At 45.0% G+C, this 15044-nt stretch carries 14 protein-coding genes; 13 read left to right on the forward strand and 1 reads right to left on the reverse strand.

The annotated features are described in order from the left end of the window. The first annotated feature begins 24 nt into the window (after nucleotides 1-24). The 10 genes from ACIGG7_RS03260 to pepT all read left to right on the forward strand — a co-directional run bounded on the left by ACIGG7_RS03260 (nucleotide 25) and on the right by pepT (nucleotide 11155). Nucleotides 25-873, forward strand: a complete 849-nt coding sequence (locus ACIGG7_RS03260) for an ABC transporter permease subunit (protein ID WP_397548794.1) — start codon at nucleotides 25-27, stop codon at nucleotides 871-873. Beyond that, nucleotides 870-1886 (forward strand): ABC transporter permease subunit, encoded by a 1017-nt coding sequence (locus ACIGG7_RS03265; RefSeq protein ID WP_397548795.1) that lies wholly within the window; start codon nucleotides 870-872, stop codon nucleotides 1884-1886. The genes ACIGG7_RS03260 and ACIGG7_RS03265 overlap by 4 nt, the downstream gene beginning before the upstream one ends. Nucleotides 1887-2322: 436 nt before the next feature. Continuing rightward, complete coding sequence (locus tag ACIGG7_RS03270) at nucleotides 2323-3009, forward strand: response regulator transcription factor (protein WP_224942578.1); 687 nt, start codon at nucleotides 2323-2325, stop codon at nucleotides 3007-3009. Continuing rightward, nucleotides 3002-4366, forward strand: coding sequence for a HAMP domain-containing sensor histidine kinase (locus ACIGG7_RS03275; protein WP_224942580.1), 1365 nt, complete (start codon nucleotides 3002-3004; stop codon nucleotides 4364-4366). Before ACIGG7_RS03270 ends, ACIGG7_RS03275 begins: the two co-directional genes overlap by 8 nt. A gap of 96 nt (nucleotides 4367-4462) precedes the next feature. After that, nucleotides 4463-7483, forward strand: coding sequence for an efflux RND transporter permease subunit (locus ACIGG7_RS03280; RefSeq protein ID WP_397548796.1), 3021 nt, complete (start codon nucleotides 4463-4465; stop codon nucleotides 7481-7483). A gap of 16 nt (nucleotides 7484-7499) precedes the next feature. Further along, complete coding sequence (locus ACIGG7_RS03285) at nucleotides 7500-7802, forward strand: hypothetical protein (protein ID WP_397548797.1); 303 nt, start codon at nucleotides 7500-7502, stop codon at nucleotides 7800-7802. Between the two features lie 61 nt (nucleotides 7803-7863). Then, nucleotides 7864-8121: a hypothetical protein gene (locus tag ACIGG7_RS03290; protein WP_397548798.1), complete on the forward strand. Its 258-nt coding sequence runs from the start codon at nucleotides 7864-7866 to the stop codon at nucleotides 8119-8121. A 109-nt stretch (nucleotides 8122-8230) separates the two neighbouring features. After that, entirely contained in the window at nucleotides 8231-8638 is a 408-nt protein-coding gene (locus tag ACIGG7_RS03295; protein ID WP_224942589.1) for a YbaN family protein, read from the forward strand. A 269-nt stretch (nucleotides 8639-8907) separates the two neighbouring features. Next, on the forward strand, nucleotides 8908-9579 hold the full coding sequence (locus tag ACIGG7_RS03300; protein ID WP_397548799.1) for a 5'-methylthioadenosine/S-adenosylhomocysteine nucleosidase family protein: 672 nt from the start codon (nucleotides 8908-8910) through the stop codon (nucleotides 9577-9579). A 340-nt stretch (nucleotides 9580-9919) separates the two neighbouring features. After that, complete coding sequence (gene pepT / locus ACIGG7_RS03305) at nucleotides 9920-11155, forward strand: peptidase T (RefSeq protein ID WP_397548800.1); 1236 nt, start codon at nucleotides 9920-9922, stop codon at nucleotides 11153-11155. Between the two features lie 45 nt (nucleotides 11156-11200). Here the strand turns inward: pepT and ACIGG7_RS03310 are convergent, their stop codons facing one another. Beyond that, on the reverse strand, nucleotides 11201-13315 hold the full coding sequence (locus ACIGG7_RS03310; protein WP_397548801.1) for a diguanylate cyclase: 2115 nt from the start codon (nucleotides 13313-13315) through the stop codon (nucleotides 11201-11203). 83 nt (nucleotides 13316-13398) lie between these two features. Between ACIGG7_RS03310 and ACIGG7_RS03315 the strand changes: the two genes are divergently transcribed. From ACIGG7_RS03315 to ACIGG7_RS03325, 3 genes are all read left to right on the forward strand, one after another. After that, on the forward strand, nucleotides 13399-14037 hold the full coding sequence (locus ACIGG7_RS03315) for a C40 family peptidase (protein WP_397548802.1): 639 nt from the start codon (nucleotides 13399-13401) through the stop codon (nucleotides 14035-14037). Between the two features lie 29 nt (nucleotides 14038-14066). Beyond that, the gene (locus tag ACIGG7_RS03320) at nucleotides 14067-14363 is read left to right on the forward strand and encodes a hypothetical protein (RefSeq protein WP_397548803.1); all 297 of its coding nucleotides are present in this window, start codon (nucleotides 14067-14069) and stop codon (nucleotides 14361-14363) included. A gap of 122 nt (nucleotides 14364-14485) precedes the next feature. Next, nucleotides 14486-15034 (forward strand): DUF6143 family protein, encoded by a 549-nt coding sequence (locus ACIGG7_RS03325; RefSeq protein ID WP_224942597.1) that lies wholly within the window; start codon nucleotides 14486-14488, stop codon nucleotides 15032-15034. Nucleotides 15035-15044 lie beyond the last annotated feature (10 nt).

A 15044-nucleotide genomic window follows, 5' to 3' on the forward strand; every position in this document is an offset into this window, starting at 1 on the left:
TTTAGATAAAAAGGAGTGACCACAATGAAAACCACCATCCGCATTCTATCCATCATGCTGACGATCCTCATCCTCGGAGCCTTCATCAGCCTCTTCCAAAACGGCATCCATCTCAGTCTCGCATCCTTTTGGAAGAACTTCACCCACCTCATCTACACGCTCACCCATCCGGCATCGATGACCTTCCAGACCGAGTCGTTCATGCATGAGGCGAAGTATGATGTCTTTCCTGATTTTTTTGGCTTTTACTTTTACACACTGACGATTTTATTCCTCGGCTTTCTATTGTCATTGGGCCTCGCCATTTTATTGATTCTGATTACGTTTCAGCTTTCCTTGAATAAAAGGAAGCTGTTGATCCGGAGTTCGACGATCCTTGAGTCGGTCCCGGATGTGTTCGTCATCGTCTTGGCCCAGATGTTCTTTGTGTTTTTATTTAAAAAGACCGGAATATTGGTCTTCGAGGTGGTGGGGGGAGCGGAACGGCCTTATGCCCTTCCGCTCCTAACGTACAGCATCCTGCCGACGATTTTTCTGTACCGGACGCTGATCCTCATATTCGAAGAGGAATTGATGAAGCCTTATGTGGAGCTTGCAACGGGGAAAGGACTGACCGGCATTCAAGTATTGATGAGGCATGTGTTCCGCAACAGCGTGGTGAGTTTGATCAACCATTCGAAGATGATCATTTCGTTTATGCTCTCCAATCTGATCATGCTGGAAATTCTCTTTAATACATACGGTCTCACCTGGTTTGTCATCAATCATCCCTCGTATGAAATTGCCACCATGAGTGTCATCCTCATGTTCATCCCGCTTTTTCTACTGGAGGAATGGGTCAAAAAGATGAAAACGAAGGTGGTGGGAGGATGATCGCATTGTGGAGAAATAAACTCTTTATGACCGGCTTTTTATTTATCTTCCTCACGCTTATCGGGAGCTTGATATACGGTTGGTTCTTCGATAATCATATCCCGGTGGCAGAACTCCGCTTTACGGAAGATGGTGTGAAGAGCCCGCCTTATTCCCCGTGGGAGTATCCGCCATTCGGGACAAATAATCTCGCTGAAAGCATCTTCCATATCCTCCTGATTGGGGCGAAGTATACGCTCGGTGTCGCGTTCCTGATTGCGGCTTTACGCTTTGTGATCTCATCTGTATGGGGAACGTTATCGGAGCTTTATCTGCCAAAGCTGAATGAACGGACCCGTCCGTTCCTTGAGGCATTTTACTACTATCCGGTCACGCTCATTGCTTACCTGATGCTGTATTGGGTGCTGCTTTCAGACGGAGAGTTTAACGGTACTGATAGCGAATTCACCTATGGCTTTGGAGCCAGGGTTGCAATCGAGATCCTCGTCCTGACTCTCGCTGCCGTTCCCATCACTTCGCTGACGATTTCAAAAGAAGTCAATCTGATTCTAAAGAAAGAGTTTATGGAGAGTGTTCAGGTACTTGGTGGGAATCGCCGGCATATTCTCATGAAACATATCCTGCCGTTTTTGAAGCCTCAGCTTGTCGTCATCTTTCTCAGGGAGATGATCCAGGTCCTGATCCTTCTCGCACACCTCGGAATCCTGGGCATCTTTTTCGGAGGAGGAACAATGAAAGAAGACCTCTTTCAAAATATGATCTTCGTGTCCTTTTCCAATGAGTGGTCAGGGATCATCGGCAACAACTTTCGCTTTCTATTTACAACGTACTGGTGGATCGCCATCTGCCCCGTTTTTTTACTAACCCTGACAATCCTTGCATTTAAACTGATGCTTGAAGGGTACCAGAATGTAGAGGCGTCTTCATCAAAAAGTCTACAGAAGCCTGAAAAGGTAGACATCACCCCTGTTGGAAAAGAGGAGCGTTTTGATCGGGTGAAGAGAACCTTATAGAAGGTGGATAAGGACGCTTTCGGTGAAGGAGGCATCTTTTTAATAGGCTGTTTTTCTAAACTATGGTGAAGTGGTTGATTACCATGCAAAGTTTTTTACTTTAACTGAGGATTTATTAGTAAAACCATTTAGCTCTGTCACAAAAAATGTATTAAGAGGGTGAGGGGAACTGCGTAGACTCCTACGGAAAACGGGCGTGCCGAGACCCCGGAAGCGAATTTTGCTGAGGAGGCTCGGCCGAACGTCCGTGGAAAGCGAAGCAGTTCCCCTCACCCTCAAGCACACACTCAATGACAGAGCATTTTCAAATCGTATTGAATTGACACCAAGTTTAACCCAATCAATAATATTGCTATAATACATATCAGTAAATGGAAATTCAGATAAACAATGTTAAAGAATAAATAGAAATCCCCAATCAAAAGAGGTAGATACCATGTCACTCATCACCATCCTGATCGTCGATGACGATCCCCATATCAGAGAACTGATCAATCTTTATTTAACCATGGAAGGATACAATGTATTACAAGCCAATGACGGCGAAGAAGCAATGGAACTTGTGAAGCAGAAAGAGATTCACTTAGTGGTCGTTGATATTATGATGCCGAAGAAGGATGGCTGGGATCTTTGCAGGGAGATCCGGGAGGACTATGACCTGCCCATCATCATGGTGACGGCGAAGGGTGAAAGCGAGGATAAAGTGAAGGGATTCGAGCTCGGGACGGATGATTATATTGTGAAGCCCTTCGAGGCGAAAGAGTTTATCATGCGGGTGAAAGCCCTTCTTCGCCGCAATAAGGTGCACACAGAGAAGCGGGTGTCGATCGGGAATCTGACGATTGACAGCAAAAGCCTTGAAGTCGCTTTGGGAGATGAGCGTATCGACTTTCCTTTAAAAGAGTTTCAGATTCTATACAAGCTTGCTTCCAACCCGGGTCTCGTTTTCTCCAGGGAGCAGCTGATTGAAGAAATTTGGGGAATCGATTTTGAAGGAAATGAACGGACCGTCGACTCTCATATTAAAAAGATCAGAAAAAAACTTGAGGCGAAGAGCTCGAACGTGTCGATTACGACCATCCGGGGGCTCGGTTATCGGTTAGGAATGGAACAAGATGATTAATACGCTGTATTCCAAAATGGTATTGACGTTTATCGGAGTAGTGTTCATCAGCGTTACAGCGTCTTTTTTTATCACCTATAATATGTACGAAGAACGGGTCGTTGCCGAAATCGAGGAAGAATTGATGGTGGCGGGTAAAGGGATCATTGAATTATCGAAAGTGATGGAACCGGAAAGCGTCGAGAATTACATAGAGAAAGTATCAACCATACGCTATAACATTGCACTCTATTCAGAAGATGGAAAGTCGAAGTTTTACGGAGAAGCAAAGCCCGACAACTATGCCACACCGGATGAGGTAGAAGAGGTGCTTGCGGGAGGGGTTCACCGTATCACCAATAAGGATAGAAAGTTATTTCATTATGCATCAGTGGGGCTACCCTTTGAATTGAACGGGAAGAAGTATGCCCTCTTCTTAAAGCCTGGTCTCGCCGGAAAGCTTGATTTTGTGAGGAGAATCTTGAAGACGGTGTTATTCAACGTGTTGATGATTGGAAGTCTCCTTTATCTATTCGTAGCCCTTTATTTCGTGAGTCCCATCAAGAAATTGACGGCCTTCACGTCGAAGGTGGCGAAAGGGAACTTTCATGAACAGGTTTCTGTGAAGAGAAAAGACGAAATCGGTGAGCTTGCGGAGAGCTTTAACAGGATGAATAAGGAATTACATAGCGTAGAGAAGATGCGGAGAGAGTTCATTTCAAATGTCTCTCACGATCTTCAGTCCCCGTTGATGTCCATTAAGGGATTTGCCAGAGCCTTAAAGGAACATTCCTTTCCTAAAGAACAGCAGGATCAATACTTGACCATCATTGAAAAGGAGAGTGAACGGCTGGGTAAACTAAGTGCAAACCTGCTGCAGTTATCTGTCCTCGAGAGTAAAGAAAATCCAACGAACAAAGAATGGTACCGCCTCGACCAGCAGATCCGACAGGTGTTCCTCAGCCATCAACCACAGTGGCTCGACAAAGGGATCGTCATCGATCTCGAAGATGTACATCCGGCAGAACTGTCAGCGGACAAAGATCAACTTGAGCAAGTATGGCATAACCTCCTGACAAACAGTATCAAATTCACGGATCATGGTGGAGAAATAACGGTTTCTTTGAAAGAAGAAGGAGAACGGATCGTCGTCGTTTTCTCTGATACAGGTGTAGGGATATCTGAGGAAGATGTTCCTCACATCTTTGATCGCTTCTTCATGGTGGACCGGGCAAGGGAAAGCTCGAAACAGGGGAGTGGACTCGGATTATCGATTGTGAAAAAAATCATCGACGTTCATCATGGCAGCGTGGACGTTACCAGTAAAGCGAACCAAGGCACCACCTTCACATTCACTCTTCCGAAAAGCATGGATTAACGTCCATGCTTTTTTCTATGGAAACAGATTTAATCCATTGGTCATATTGGGGTCACAATTCTCCTATACGATGATTCCTATCGAAAAGGAGAGATCATGATGAAGAAAATAGTGGATTATTGCCTAAAGAAAAACGTGGCCATTATTGTATTGGCCCTATTGGTGGTAGCAGCAGGATTGGTTTCAACCCAATCCATTAAAGTAGAAACCTATCCGGATGTTGATTCACCGACCCTCATGATACAGGGAGTCTATCACAATCACTCATCGGAAGAAATTGAGAAAGCGGTGACGACACCGGTAGAAGAAGCAATTGAAGGGATCAAACCGTATGATTCCTTAACCAGCACCACGAGAGAAAATAGCTTTATGATTCAGGTGACCTATGAGTTCGGAGAGAATATGGATGAAATCGAAAGCAGCATCCAGTCTTCGATTGGGAAGATGAATCTGCCGGATGAGGTCGACCTATCGTATAAGCGGATCTCTGCCAGTGCAAAGCCAATCTATAAAATGGCGTTGTCTGGTGAGAATCTGGAGGAGTTACAGAACGATGTGAACGAAGAATTACTTCCCTCATTAACGAATGTACCAGGCGTCAGTGAGGTCAATCTTTCAGGAACAACGGACACCAAGCTGTTTGTGGAAGTCGATAAAGAAAAAAGCCGTCAGGTTGGGTTGACTGCATCAGACGTTGCGGCTGCCTTGGAAAAGGAAAATGTGGTTCTTCCAGTTGGGAGCCTGGAGAATGGAGGCGATGAGATTCCAGTCAGTCTCGAAGGGCATGTGGGTTCCATCGAACAATTAAAAGAAACCCCCATTCCTGTTGCCTCTAAAGGGGCACAACCCGCCCAGTCGATTGCCCTATCTGACATCGCAGAAGTAAAAAAGGTGAACGAAGCGAATGCCATTACCCGCTATAATGGGGATCCCGCCATTATAGTGGAAGTGTTGAAATCCCAGGACGCCAACACAGCCGAAGTGGTAGAAGCATTAAAAACAGAATGGAATCATTTTAACAAGACGTTCGACTATGATTCCTATACCATCATCGACCAGGGAAAAGAAGTCGAGAAATCAGTGGATTCCCTTCTTAAGGAAGGTGGATTCGGTGCGTTTTTCACCGTTGTGATCATTCTGTTGTTCTTACGGAATACCCGAGCCACCCTGATCGCCATTTTATCGCTCCCTCTATCCATATTGGGGACGATCGCGGTACTTGATTATCTGGGGTACTCCCTCAACATCATGACCCTTGGCGGAATGGCCGTGGCGATCGGGCGAATCGTGGATGACAGCATCGTCGTCATTGAAAACATTTTTAAATGGCTACACAAGGAAGAATCGTATACGAAACGGGAGATCATTCTGAATGCGACAAGAGAAGTGATCGGTGCTGTCACCTCTTCAACCATTGCGACTGTCGTCGTGTTTCTGCCCCTTGCCTTTGTGGGTGGAATTGTAGGAGAGTTCTTCAGACCGTTCTCAATTGCAGTGGTCACATCGATCATTCTGTCACTGCTCGTGGCATTCATGGTCATCCCTGTATTGAGCTTCACGTTTTTAAAGAAAGGAAAGCAGGAGGAGAAAACAGGGTGGTTGGCAAAAGGGTACGACCGAATTTTACGTAAGTCCCTTTCCCATAAATGGGTCGTCATTACGGTTTCCATCTTCATGCTTGCCGGTGCCTTAGCGATGGTACCTGGGATCAATAAGTCATTCCTGCCGAGCGGTTCGGCCAATGCTCTTGAACTCGAGGTCGAGCTTCCCGTGACGACGTCATTGTCTGAAACGGATAAAATCGCGAAGGACATCGAAGCAGCGCTCATGAAAAACGAAGAGGTTGAGTACGTTCAGGGAGCCGTCGGCATGGCGAACAACAGCTCTCCGTTACAGATGAAGAGTGGCAGTGATTCAACAGCTACCTTCTCCGTTCAACTGTCAGAGGGAGAAACGGTGGAAGAACAGAAAGACCAACTCGAAGAGACCGTTTCGGATCTAGTAAAAGAGCATGATCTTGAAAGCACCATCAGATTGAAGGAAATACGCCAGGAAGGACCTCCATCGGGTAAAACCATCGATATCACCCTTTATGGCGAGAATCCAGCTCACTTAACAGAAGCAGCGGATAAAGTAGAGAATCTCATGGAGCAAAACGATCAATTGACCAATATCTCGAATACCGCAGCTCAACAGCAAAAAAAGATCATTCTGGAGCTGAAAGAGGAAGCCAAGAAGCAGGGCATGACCCAACAGGCAGTTTATCAGCAGGTCCAGGAACAGATGAACGCACGTCCTGTCGGAAGTCTTGAATTGGAAGAGGAAGTATGGGTGTCTTATGATTCCTTGGTGTCAACGAAGCAGGAGTTGGAAAATGTAGAAATTATCACTCCTAGTGGCATTCAACGATTGTCGGACATTGCTGTCATCAAAGAACAGGAAATACCGGCAACGATCGAACATAAGGACACCAAGTCTGCCTACACTTTGTCTGCAGAAAGCGAAGGGGAAGATGTCGGAAAAGTAACAGAAGATGTCAAGAAAGACTTAGAAGCCCTATCCTTACCGAGCGATATTGAATGGAAGGTCGGTGGCGGTCAAGACATGATGACGGACGGCTTCCGGGACTTGGGGCAGGCGATGATGATCGCCGTAGGACTTGTGTTCTTAACCTTAACGATCACATACGGTGGAATCATCACACCACTGGTCATCCTATCCTCCATCATCTTTGTCCCGATCGGTTCCCTCGGAGCGCTCATGCTGACGGGTGAAACCTTATCCATGAGCAGCATGATCGGGATGCTGATGCTGATTGGCATCGTGGTGACGAATGCTGTCGTCATGCTTGACCGTGTGGAAAGCAACAGAAGAGAAGGAATGAAACTGGAAGCGTCCTTAATAGAAGCCTGTAACGCCCGCTTCCGCCCGATTTTAATGACCGCACTCGCCACGATCCTGGCGCTGATGCCGCTAGCTTTATCCCACTCCTCTTCCGGGGTCATTTCAAAAGGCTTGGCCATCACGGTGATCGGCGGATTAACGACCAGTACACTGCTGACATTGGTATTTATTCCGGTGCTTTATCGCTTACTAGGCAGATGGAGAAAGCTTTAATTGGGGGGTGGATGAAGTGAAAAAATGGATCATCTTAATATGCGGTTTCGTCATCCTATCAGCCGTCATGTTTGTGACCAAACCGTCTCAAGACCAATATACGGACTGGCTGTTGGAGAACGTAAGCGACCGCATGGAGGGAGAGTCGCCGTTGATGACAATGGGGATCTCATTATTCGGTGAGCAAATGGTTGAAAACCATACAGAAGTAAACGACTATCTTCTTTTTAAAACATTTAAGACGGAATTTAGAGGAAAAGAGCTAAAGTTTATTGGCGTCTTTCACACGTTTATACCTTTGTCATTAGACAAAGAGTGAAGGATGTCATGCCGTCTCCCATTCTTTCATATCCTTAGAGAAAGAAAGGGGATGTTCCCATATGAGTAAAGAAGTCATACTGGCTCTTATCATGTTTATCATTACCATCGGATTGATTTGTATCTATCTCATGAATAAATACAAACAACAGGCGGTTAAAGTTATTTCTTTAGAGAGCTTTCTTCATCATTCGACGCTGGATGAAGACACGGGACAGAAGAAAAGCATCGTCGATTCCATCAATGATTATTTTGATGACGGACACGGGGATTCAGGTGATCACGGAGATGATGATGGGGGAGATGACGGCGGGGATTAAGGCAGGATTCATCATTAACATTAATCTCCTAAACAAGCAGAAGGACCTTCATGCTATATTTATAGTACAATGAAAGGTAGAAAAACGGCGAGGGTAGGAGAGATGAATCATGACATGGAAAAAGATGAAGAGCATCCTGTTTATGGTGCTTGGGTTCATAGCGTTAGTGTTCGGGATTGCCGGCACGGTACTACCCGTTCTGCCGGGTGGACCGTTTTACCTGTTGTCGGCCTACTGCTTTGCGAAGAGCTCGAAACGTATGGAAGCATGGTTCCAAAACACCACCATTTATAAAAAATACGTCGTCGCATTCCTTGAGAAAAAGGGAATGACCTTAAAAGAAAAAATCAGAATCAACATCACAGCGGATTTCTTTATCCTGCTTTCCGTCCTTTACGTAGACATTCTCGCTGTCCGGATCATTCTCATTGGACTCGCTTTGTATAAACATTATTATTTTATCAAGAAAATCAAGACGATCCAGCCGGAGCCGTATCAAGTGGAGGAGAGCCAGTGATCGCTCGGGGTCACTGGCTTTCATCAAGATGAAGAAGTATCAGCTCAAACGTGATTTCAGAGGCGTGAAAAAAGGGACCCGATTCTATTTGGTCGTGGAATCTGAATATATCGGCATTAAGGAGTATGTTGTGAGAACACAGGACTTCTCCAGAAGGATGATCCTTTCTGAAAAGGAAATGGAGAATTATTTTTTTCGTGTGACATAAGAACCCGTCGGTGAACGAGGCAGGTTCGTGAAAAAATTCAAGAGTGTAGGATGATAAATCGATGATAGGAATAAGCATAGCAACGAAGTGGGAATATGAAGCGGCATTGGACTATTTCGACGTAAAAGATCATGAACGTTTCGGTTATCCTTATGGCGAGTATTTCATGAGAACATTGAATGATACCGAACTTGTTTTTTATAGTACAGGTGTAAGAAAAGTAAATGGTGTTGGTGGGACTCAGTATATGATTTCTACATTTCATTTAACGAAAGTAATCGTTGCTGGAACCTGTGCAGGAATCAATGATACGTTCAGTAATTTGGATATTTTGGTACCCGAAAAAGCCGTTCAATATGATTGCACAGTTAAAGAAGTTGAGCCTCTTATTAAACAATCTTTCATAGTTGATATTGATCTATCAAAATATGGGAATGATTTTCATACCGGAACAATTGGCACCGCTGATAAAGCAGTCGTGATGTGGAAGGACTATTTAGAACTGAAAGAAAACGACATAACCATAGCCGATACAGAAGCGGGTGCCATCGCTTATATCTGTAAGAAGAATGATGTTGAATGTATAATTATTAAAGGAATATCTGATTTTCCAACAGATGAAAGAAACTCTGATAAATTCGAATCAAACAATGAACAAATCAATGTTTATTTAGAAAACACACCCAAAGTAATGAACAAAATTTTTGGCAAATATTTAGAAAGATTTATTTAAATACATTATATGATAAAAACGCAGAGGATGCTAAAACCTCTGCGTTTTTCTGTGTGAATTCCATTAACCTTGTGAACTTCGGTTTCTATTCCACAACCGAACTACTTACGGTGAGACGAGTTTATTTTTATTCGAAAAGTCGGCACGATTATGGTCAAAAGTCGCATGATAACGGGTATTCCGGTATGATTATTCTGAAACTCGCACGATTCTTTCATATCCCACATGATTGTCCTCCAAACCGGCATGATTCCTTCTCGCCCTTCGTGAACAAAAAAGAGCCAAGGAACCTGTCCCCGTGGCACGAATCTGATAATATAAAAAGAAAGGGGGAATCACGATGAAACAGGAACTAATCGATCGATTAACAAGATATGTGAAAGTGTATACAGAGTCAAAAGACGGCGTGGAGGAAACGCCTTCAACGCCTGGTCAGCTTGTACTTGCCAATATGCTGGTGGAGGAACTAAAGGAAATCGGAATGACGGATGTTTTGATTGATGAGTACGGCTATGTGATGGCGACTTCACCGGCCAATACTGAAAAACAGGTCCCAGCCATTGGATTTCTTGCCCATGTGGATACATCAGAAGACTTCACGGGGGAAAATGTGAAGCCCCAGCTCGTAGAGAATTACGATGGGAACGACATCGTGTTACATAAGGGGCAGGGGATTGTGCTGTCTGTGAAGGATTTTCCTCAGCTGACCGGATATAAGGGACATACCCTCATGACAACCGATGGAACGACCCTGCTCGGAGCGGATAATAAAGCCGGAATCGCAGAAATCATGACAGCGATGGCTTATTTAAACGAACATCCTGAAGTGAAGCACGGGCCGATTCGAGTGGGCTTCACGCCGGATGAAGAAACAGGGAAGGGTGCCCATAAGTTCAATGTAGAGCGGTTCAATGCCGAGTTCGCCTACACGGTGGACGGTGGACCACTGGGTGAATTGGAATATGAAAGCTTTAATGCCGCAGAAGCGAACATCAAGATCTTCGGCCGAAACGTTCACCCCGGGACAGCGAAAGACAAAATGGTGAACGCCGCCAAGATCGCCATGGAACTGAACAGCCGACTCCCGGTCGGAGAGGCGCCTGAATCGACAGATGGGTACGACGGATTCTTTCATCTTACTTCGATTCAAGGAGACGTTGAACAGACAACCATGCATTATTTGATCCGTGATTTCGATGGGGAAAACTTCAATGAAAGAAAAATGAAGTTAGAGGAGATCGTCAAAGACCTGCAGTCCATCTACGGACAGGGGTGCATTCAGCTCGACATCAACGATCAATATTACAATATGCGGGAGAAAATAGAGCCCGTGTTCGAAATCGTTGAGTTAGCCAAGCAGGCAATGGAAAACCTCGACATCACACCGGATATTAAACCGATTCGCGGAGGCACGGATGGATCCACCCTATCCTTTATGGGGCTGCCGACACCAAATATCTTCACTGGCGGCGAAAACTACCATAGCCGTTACGAGTTTGCTTCCGTTGATAATATGGAAAAAGCGACAAAGGTGATCATTGAGATTGTCCGGTTGTTTGAAGAAAAAGCGGAATAAATGAAATGGTGCCCTGTGGACAAAGTGTTGTCCACAGGGCACTTCTCAAGAACCGGCCGCTACTTGGTCCCGGCCGTTTCGTTTCGCATGATAAAGTTGTTCATCTGCCAGTTGAATCATTTCATCAACGGTGAGATAACTGAAAGCCTGACTGCTGCAGAATCCGATACTGACGGTTAGGTAGATGGATCTGCCATCCTCAAGGAGCAACCCTTCTTCTCGAAATGCTTCGAGTAAGTGATTTGCCCAGTCGAGTGCCTGGCTTTCTCCGGTTTTATCCAGGAACACGATAAATTCTTCTCCGCCGAATCGTCCAACCACCCCGAACTTTTTAAAGACTCTTTTGATGAGGTCTGCGGCAAACACAATGGCCCGATCGCCGATGAGGTGCCCATACGTATCATTGATCCTCTTGAAGTGATCGATGTCAATGAGTAATAAGGAAGCGGAATCAGATTCTTCATAGATCTCATTGGCTTTCTTCAAAAAGTACTTCCGGTTTAACAGCTTGGTTAAGTGATCATGCATGGCCGATTTCCGAAGCATCTCCACGTCCTCTTTTTGAACGACGAGAGTAGTGAACTGATCAATGAACGCCGGAAGGAAACTTTCCATGATCGATAAGTCAACTTCTTCCTGGGTGCTCCAGATGACAAATTGTCCAGAATGCGTGCTAGAAGAGATAGGGACGGTGAACGTAGAGCCATCAAGGATCCCGTTCTTCCCATTTTTCCACGAATCGTATTGCTCCAGGAGGAAGTCTTCCATTTCTTCAGGCACATCCACTTTCGATAGCACATTCCACCTCTCCTCATCCTTTGATAAATAAAAGCCCTTTTCAAAATGGGTGACATCCATCAAGCAGTGTAGTCCCTGCTTTGAGAGGGAGGCCAGATCGTCCATATCTGCCATCTGTTTTACGGCGTTTTGAAGCAGTGTATGGACATAATACTTCTTCGTCTCATACTCTTTCTCTTTCCTCATCCTCTTGATTCTGTCCGCGAGACCGAGGGAAAGGACCAATACTTCAACGACGGCCCCGAACTTAGGGGCAAAAAGCGTCAAGTCCGTCAACGGAACGAGCTGATACGCTGCCAGTATGTTCAGAAGCACGCCTATAAAAAGAAGGGACCAGGCGGTGAGATAGAACCTTGCTTCCCTTGTCTTCAATCTGACCGTCCAGGCAATGGCAATCAGGAATAGGACAAAAATCGTCGCCATGCCCGTGCTGATCATGGTCATGGTCCCGATGTTGACGAAGAAAGGAAGAACTAAACTTATAGCGCAAACCTGATTGAAGATGGTGACCACCCGATGAAGGCGCGGCGCATGCTCTCTCAGCTGCAAAAAATGCTTGGCGAAAAGAAGGGCAAACAGAGACGTCCAAATGATGAAAAAAGAATTGGATCTCAGCGCCCACCACGGAAAGTCCCCCCAGATAAACTGAAAGGCAAACCCATCCCAGACAGCCTGCATCATCGTAAATCCCGAAACGAACAATATGTAATAAAGATAACTTTTTTCTTTAAGGGAAAGGAACAAGAATGTATTATACAGAATCATGGCCAGCATGATCCCGTAGAAAATCCCGTGAATCGATTGATTCATATAATTGGCTTCAGAAAACGCAATCGGATCCCACAGGGACACGGGAGCCTGAAAGAAACTATCCGTCTCGATTTTCATAAAATAGGCTGTGGACGCGTTCGGCTGAAGATCCAGTGAGAATACAAGATTACGATGTTTATAGTCTCTCTGGTCAAAGGGATAACGATAGCCGATCGTCTCTTCTTTCTGAAGCCTTTCGTTCTTTAGGGTGTACAACGTAACCGAGCTAAGGTGAGGTTTCTTTATTTCAAGGAGAAGATTTCGCTGCCGTTCGGAATCATTTTCTAGATTTACTCGCAGCCAGTAAACGGTATCCGAAATATCCCCCGAAGGATTCGATGTTGATAAGGGAATAAATTCATCGGTTTTGCTCAAAATTTGTTTGGCGTTCAGATGATTCTGATCGAAATAGACATCTAGTTGATCGGAGAGATCCAATTCTTGAAGGGAATCCGGAATGACGACTTTATCTGCTGTTAGAGCAAGTGTATTTGGTCCGAATAACACTGTGAACGCAAAGGTTATGAAAAGCAGGATGGCGAATTTTTTCATAAAATAGGCTCCTAAATTTAGTTAATACTGTATGATTATAGCACATACTCTTTATGAGAAAATTTAAAAAAGGAGAAAAAAGAATGAATTCTCAAACCTTTGATGAACTTTATCCTGCCCTAAAGACAGGGGACCTTGTCCTATTCAGCGGACAATATCAAATCAGTAAAATGGTTGAAACATTGGAGCACAGTATGTGGTCACACGTCGGAATGGTTTTCCGGCCAGATCCTAAAGGAGAGGTCTTCTTCTGGGAATCCACTGCCTTAACGAATTTAGAAGACGAGGTCATGCATGACCACCTGACCGGCCCGAAGATTGTGAAACTGCTCGACCGACTGAAAACCTACGGGCAGGATGTCGTACCATACCATCCACCAGCATATGCCCTGAGAAGCCTGACTCTCGGTAGACCCCTTGATGAACAAAAATTGATCAGCTACATGAAAGAAGTCCATGGAATTCCGAACCCATCGGAGTGGAACATGATTGAAGAGGTAGTCGAAGGAAGAATCTTCTCCATTCCTTCAAAGAAGAAGGACTACACATGCAGTAAGTTGATCGGCGAAACGTATCAGCAATTAGGAATTGCTTCTTTTACTATGCCGTTAAATGGACTGATGCCGTCGGATTTTTCTTCAAAAGGAAAGATGAAACTGCTGGAATGCACGTTGGGAGATGAGGTATTGATCAAGGTTGAAGCAGCGGATGTAACGCTTTGAGCTGAATGAAATGGGAGAGGGGGATTGATATGCTCACTATGGCGATTGTGCCTTTGGTCCTTATTGGAGCCGTTGCAGTATGGGTGATTCAAAGACTTCATCGCAAGCATAGCCAGGATACTTCAGCTCAAACAACCTCGAAAGCTGCACAGGATTTGTTAGATAGTTTAATACCGGTAGGGATGATTTTTGGCAGTGCTTTCGGTGTGATCATTAGCATTCTATTTTCTACATCTCTCCTTTTTACAGTTAGCGTAGGTGCGGGAATCGGCTTGTTAGTTGGATTTATTGCTTATGAAGTTTGTACCCTGAAGGAATCGACGTGATTTGTAGCAAATCTTGAAGGGATTATCAAACTCATGTGAAAAAAAGACTCTGTGGAGTCTTTTTTATCTATTCGCAACTTCCTTTCTTCCCTCATAAACTCTAGAAAGGAGTGATTTGTCACATGCAATGGTTCATGAACGATCGACTGAGTAAGACCGTCAGTATTCCCAATACATTGTATCAATCTATGGAGGGAAGATATTTTGTCGGCCAAACAGAGCATTTGTGCTTCGGAAGAGGAAAAAATGCGTGGGGTGGTTTGCTGAATCCGGAACACTCGAATGTGCATTTATTCGTCAATGCCTTTACCATCACCAATCATTCTGATCAACCGTTTGAAGCGGAGATCTGGTTCAATCCTATTCCTCCCGGAAAGCCGAGGATCTCAAAGAATGTGACACCCGCCAATACGGCCCTTTCCCCGCTTCCAAAGCCCGAAGTCAAAATCGCCTATGCTGACGATATCCAAGGGACACCGCGGAAAGGGGTCAACGCCTTCAGGCGGATCGTCCCGCCTCAAAGTACGTTAGCCAGTGATGAGGATGGGAAATTCATCTTTCCACCTGGCGGATCCTTTCTGCTGAATCTAGTATCCCCAGCTGATGAAATCATCCAATCGGAAGTCGCGTTCGGTTGGTTTGAAAAAGCTGGGACGGACGATTGTCGATGAAGGTAAAGAG

Origin of the sequence: Rossellomorea sp. NPDC077527 (assembly GCF_044542955.1) — a bacterium.
Taxonomy (GTDB): Bacteria; Bacillota; Bacilli; order Bacillales; family Bacillaceae_B; genus Rossellomorea; species Rossellomorea aquimaris_E.

Excerpts from the sequence above, each read along its gene's own strand:
- pepT (WP_397548800.1), top strand. The coding sequence starts at position 9,920 with ATGAAACAGGAACTAATCGATCGATTAACAAGATATGTGAAAGTGTAT.
- ACIGG7_RS03310 (WP_397548801.1), bottom strand. The coding sequence starts at position 13,315 with ATGAAAAAATTCGCCATCCTGCTTTTCATAACCTTTGCGTTCACAGTG.
- ACIGG7_RS03290 (WP_397548798.1), top strand. The coding sequence starts at position 7,864 with ATGAGTAAAGAAGTCATACTGGCTCTTATCATGTTTATCATTACCATC.
- ACIGG7_RS03325 (WP_224942597.1), top strand. The coding sequence starts at position 14,486 with ATGCAATGGTTCATGAACGATCGACTGAGTAAGACCGTCAGTATTCCC.
- ACIGG7_RS03275 (WP_224942580.1), top strand. The coding sequence starts at position 3,002 with ATGATTAATACGCTGTATTCCAAAATGGTATTGACGTTTATCGGAGTA.
- ACIGG7_RS03315 (WP_397548802.1), top strand. The coding sequence starts at position 13,399 with ATGAATTCTCAAACCTTTGATGAACTTTATCCTGCCCTAAAGACAGGG.
- ACIGG7_RS03270 (WP_224942578.1), top strand. The coding sequence starts at position 2,323 with ATGTCACTCATCACCATCCTGATCGTCGATGACGATCCCCATATCAGA.
- ACIGG7_RS03280 (WP_397548796.1), top strand. The coding sequence starts at position 4,463 with ATGATGAAGAAAATAGTGGATTATTGCCTAAAGAAAAACGTGGCCATT.
- ACIGG7_RS03320 (WP_397548803.1), top strand. The coding sequence starts at position 14,067 with ATGCTCACTATGGCGATTGTGCCTTTGGTCCTTATTGGAGCCGTTGCA.
- ACIGG7_RS03260 (WP_397548794.1), top strand. The coding sequence starts at position 25 with ATGAAAACCACCATCCGCATTCTATCCATCATGCTGACGATCCTCATC.
- ACIGG7_RS03295 (WP_224942589.1), top strand. The coding sequence starts at position 8,231 with ATGACATGGAAAAAGATGAAGAGCATCCTGTTTATGGTGCTTGGGTTC.
- ACIGG7_RS03300 (WP_397548799.1), top strand. The coding sequence starts at position 8,908 with ATGATAGGAATAAGCATAGCAACGAAGTGGGAATATGAAGCGGCATTG.
- ACIGG7_RS03265 (WP_397548795.1), top strand. The coding sequence starts at position 870 with ATGATCGCATTGTGGAGAAATAAACTCTTTATGACCGGCTTTTTATTT.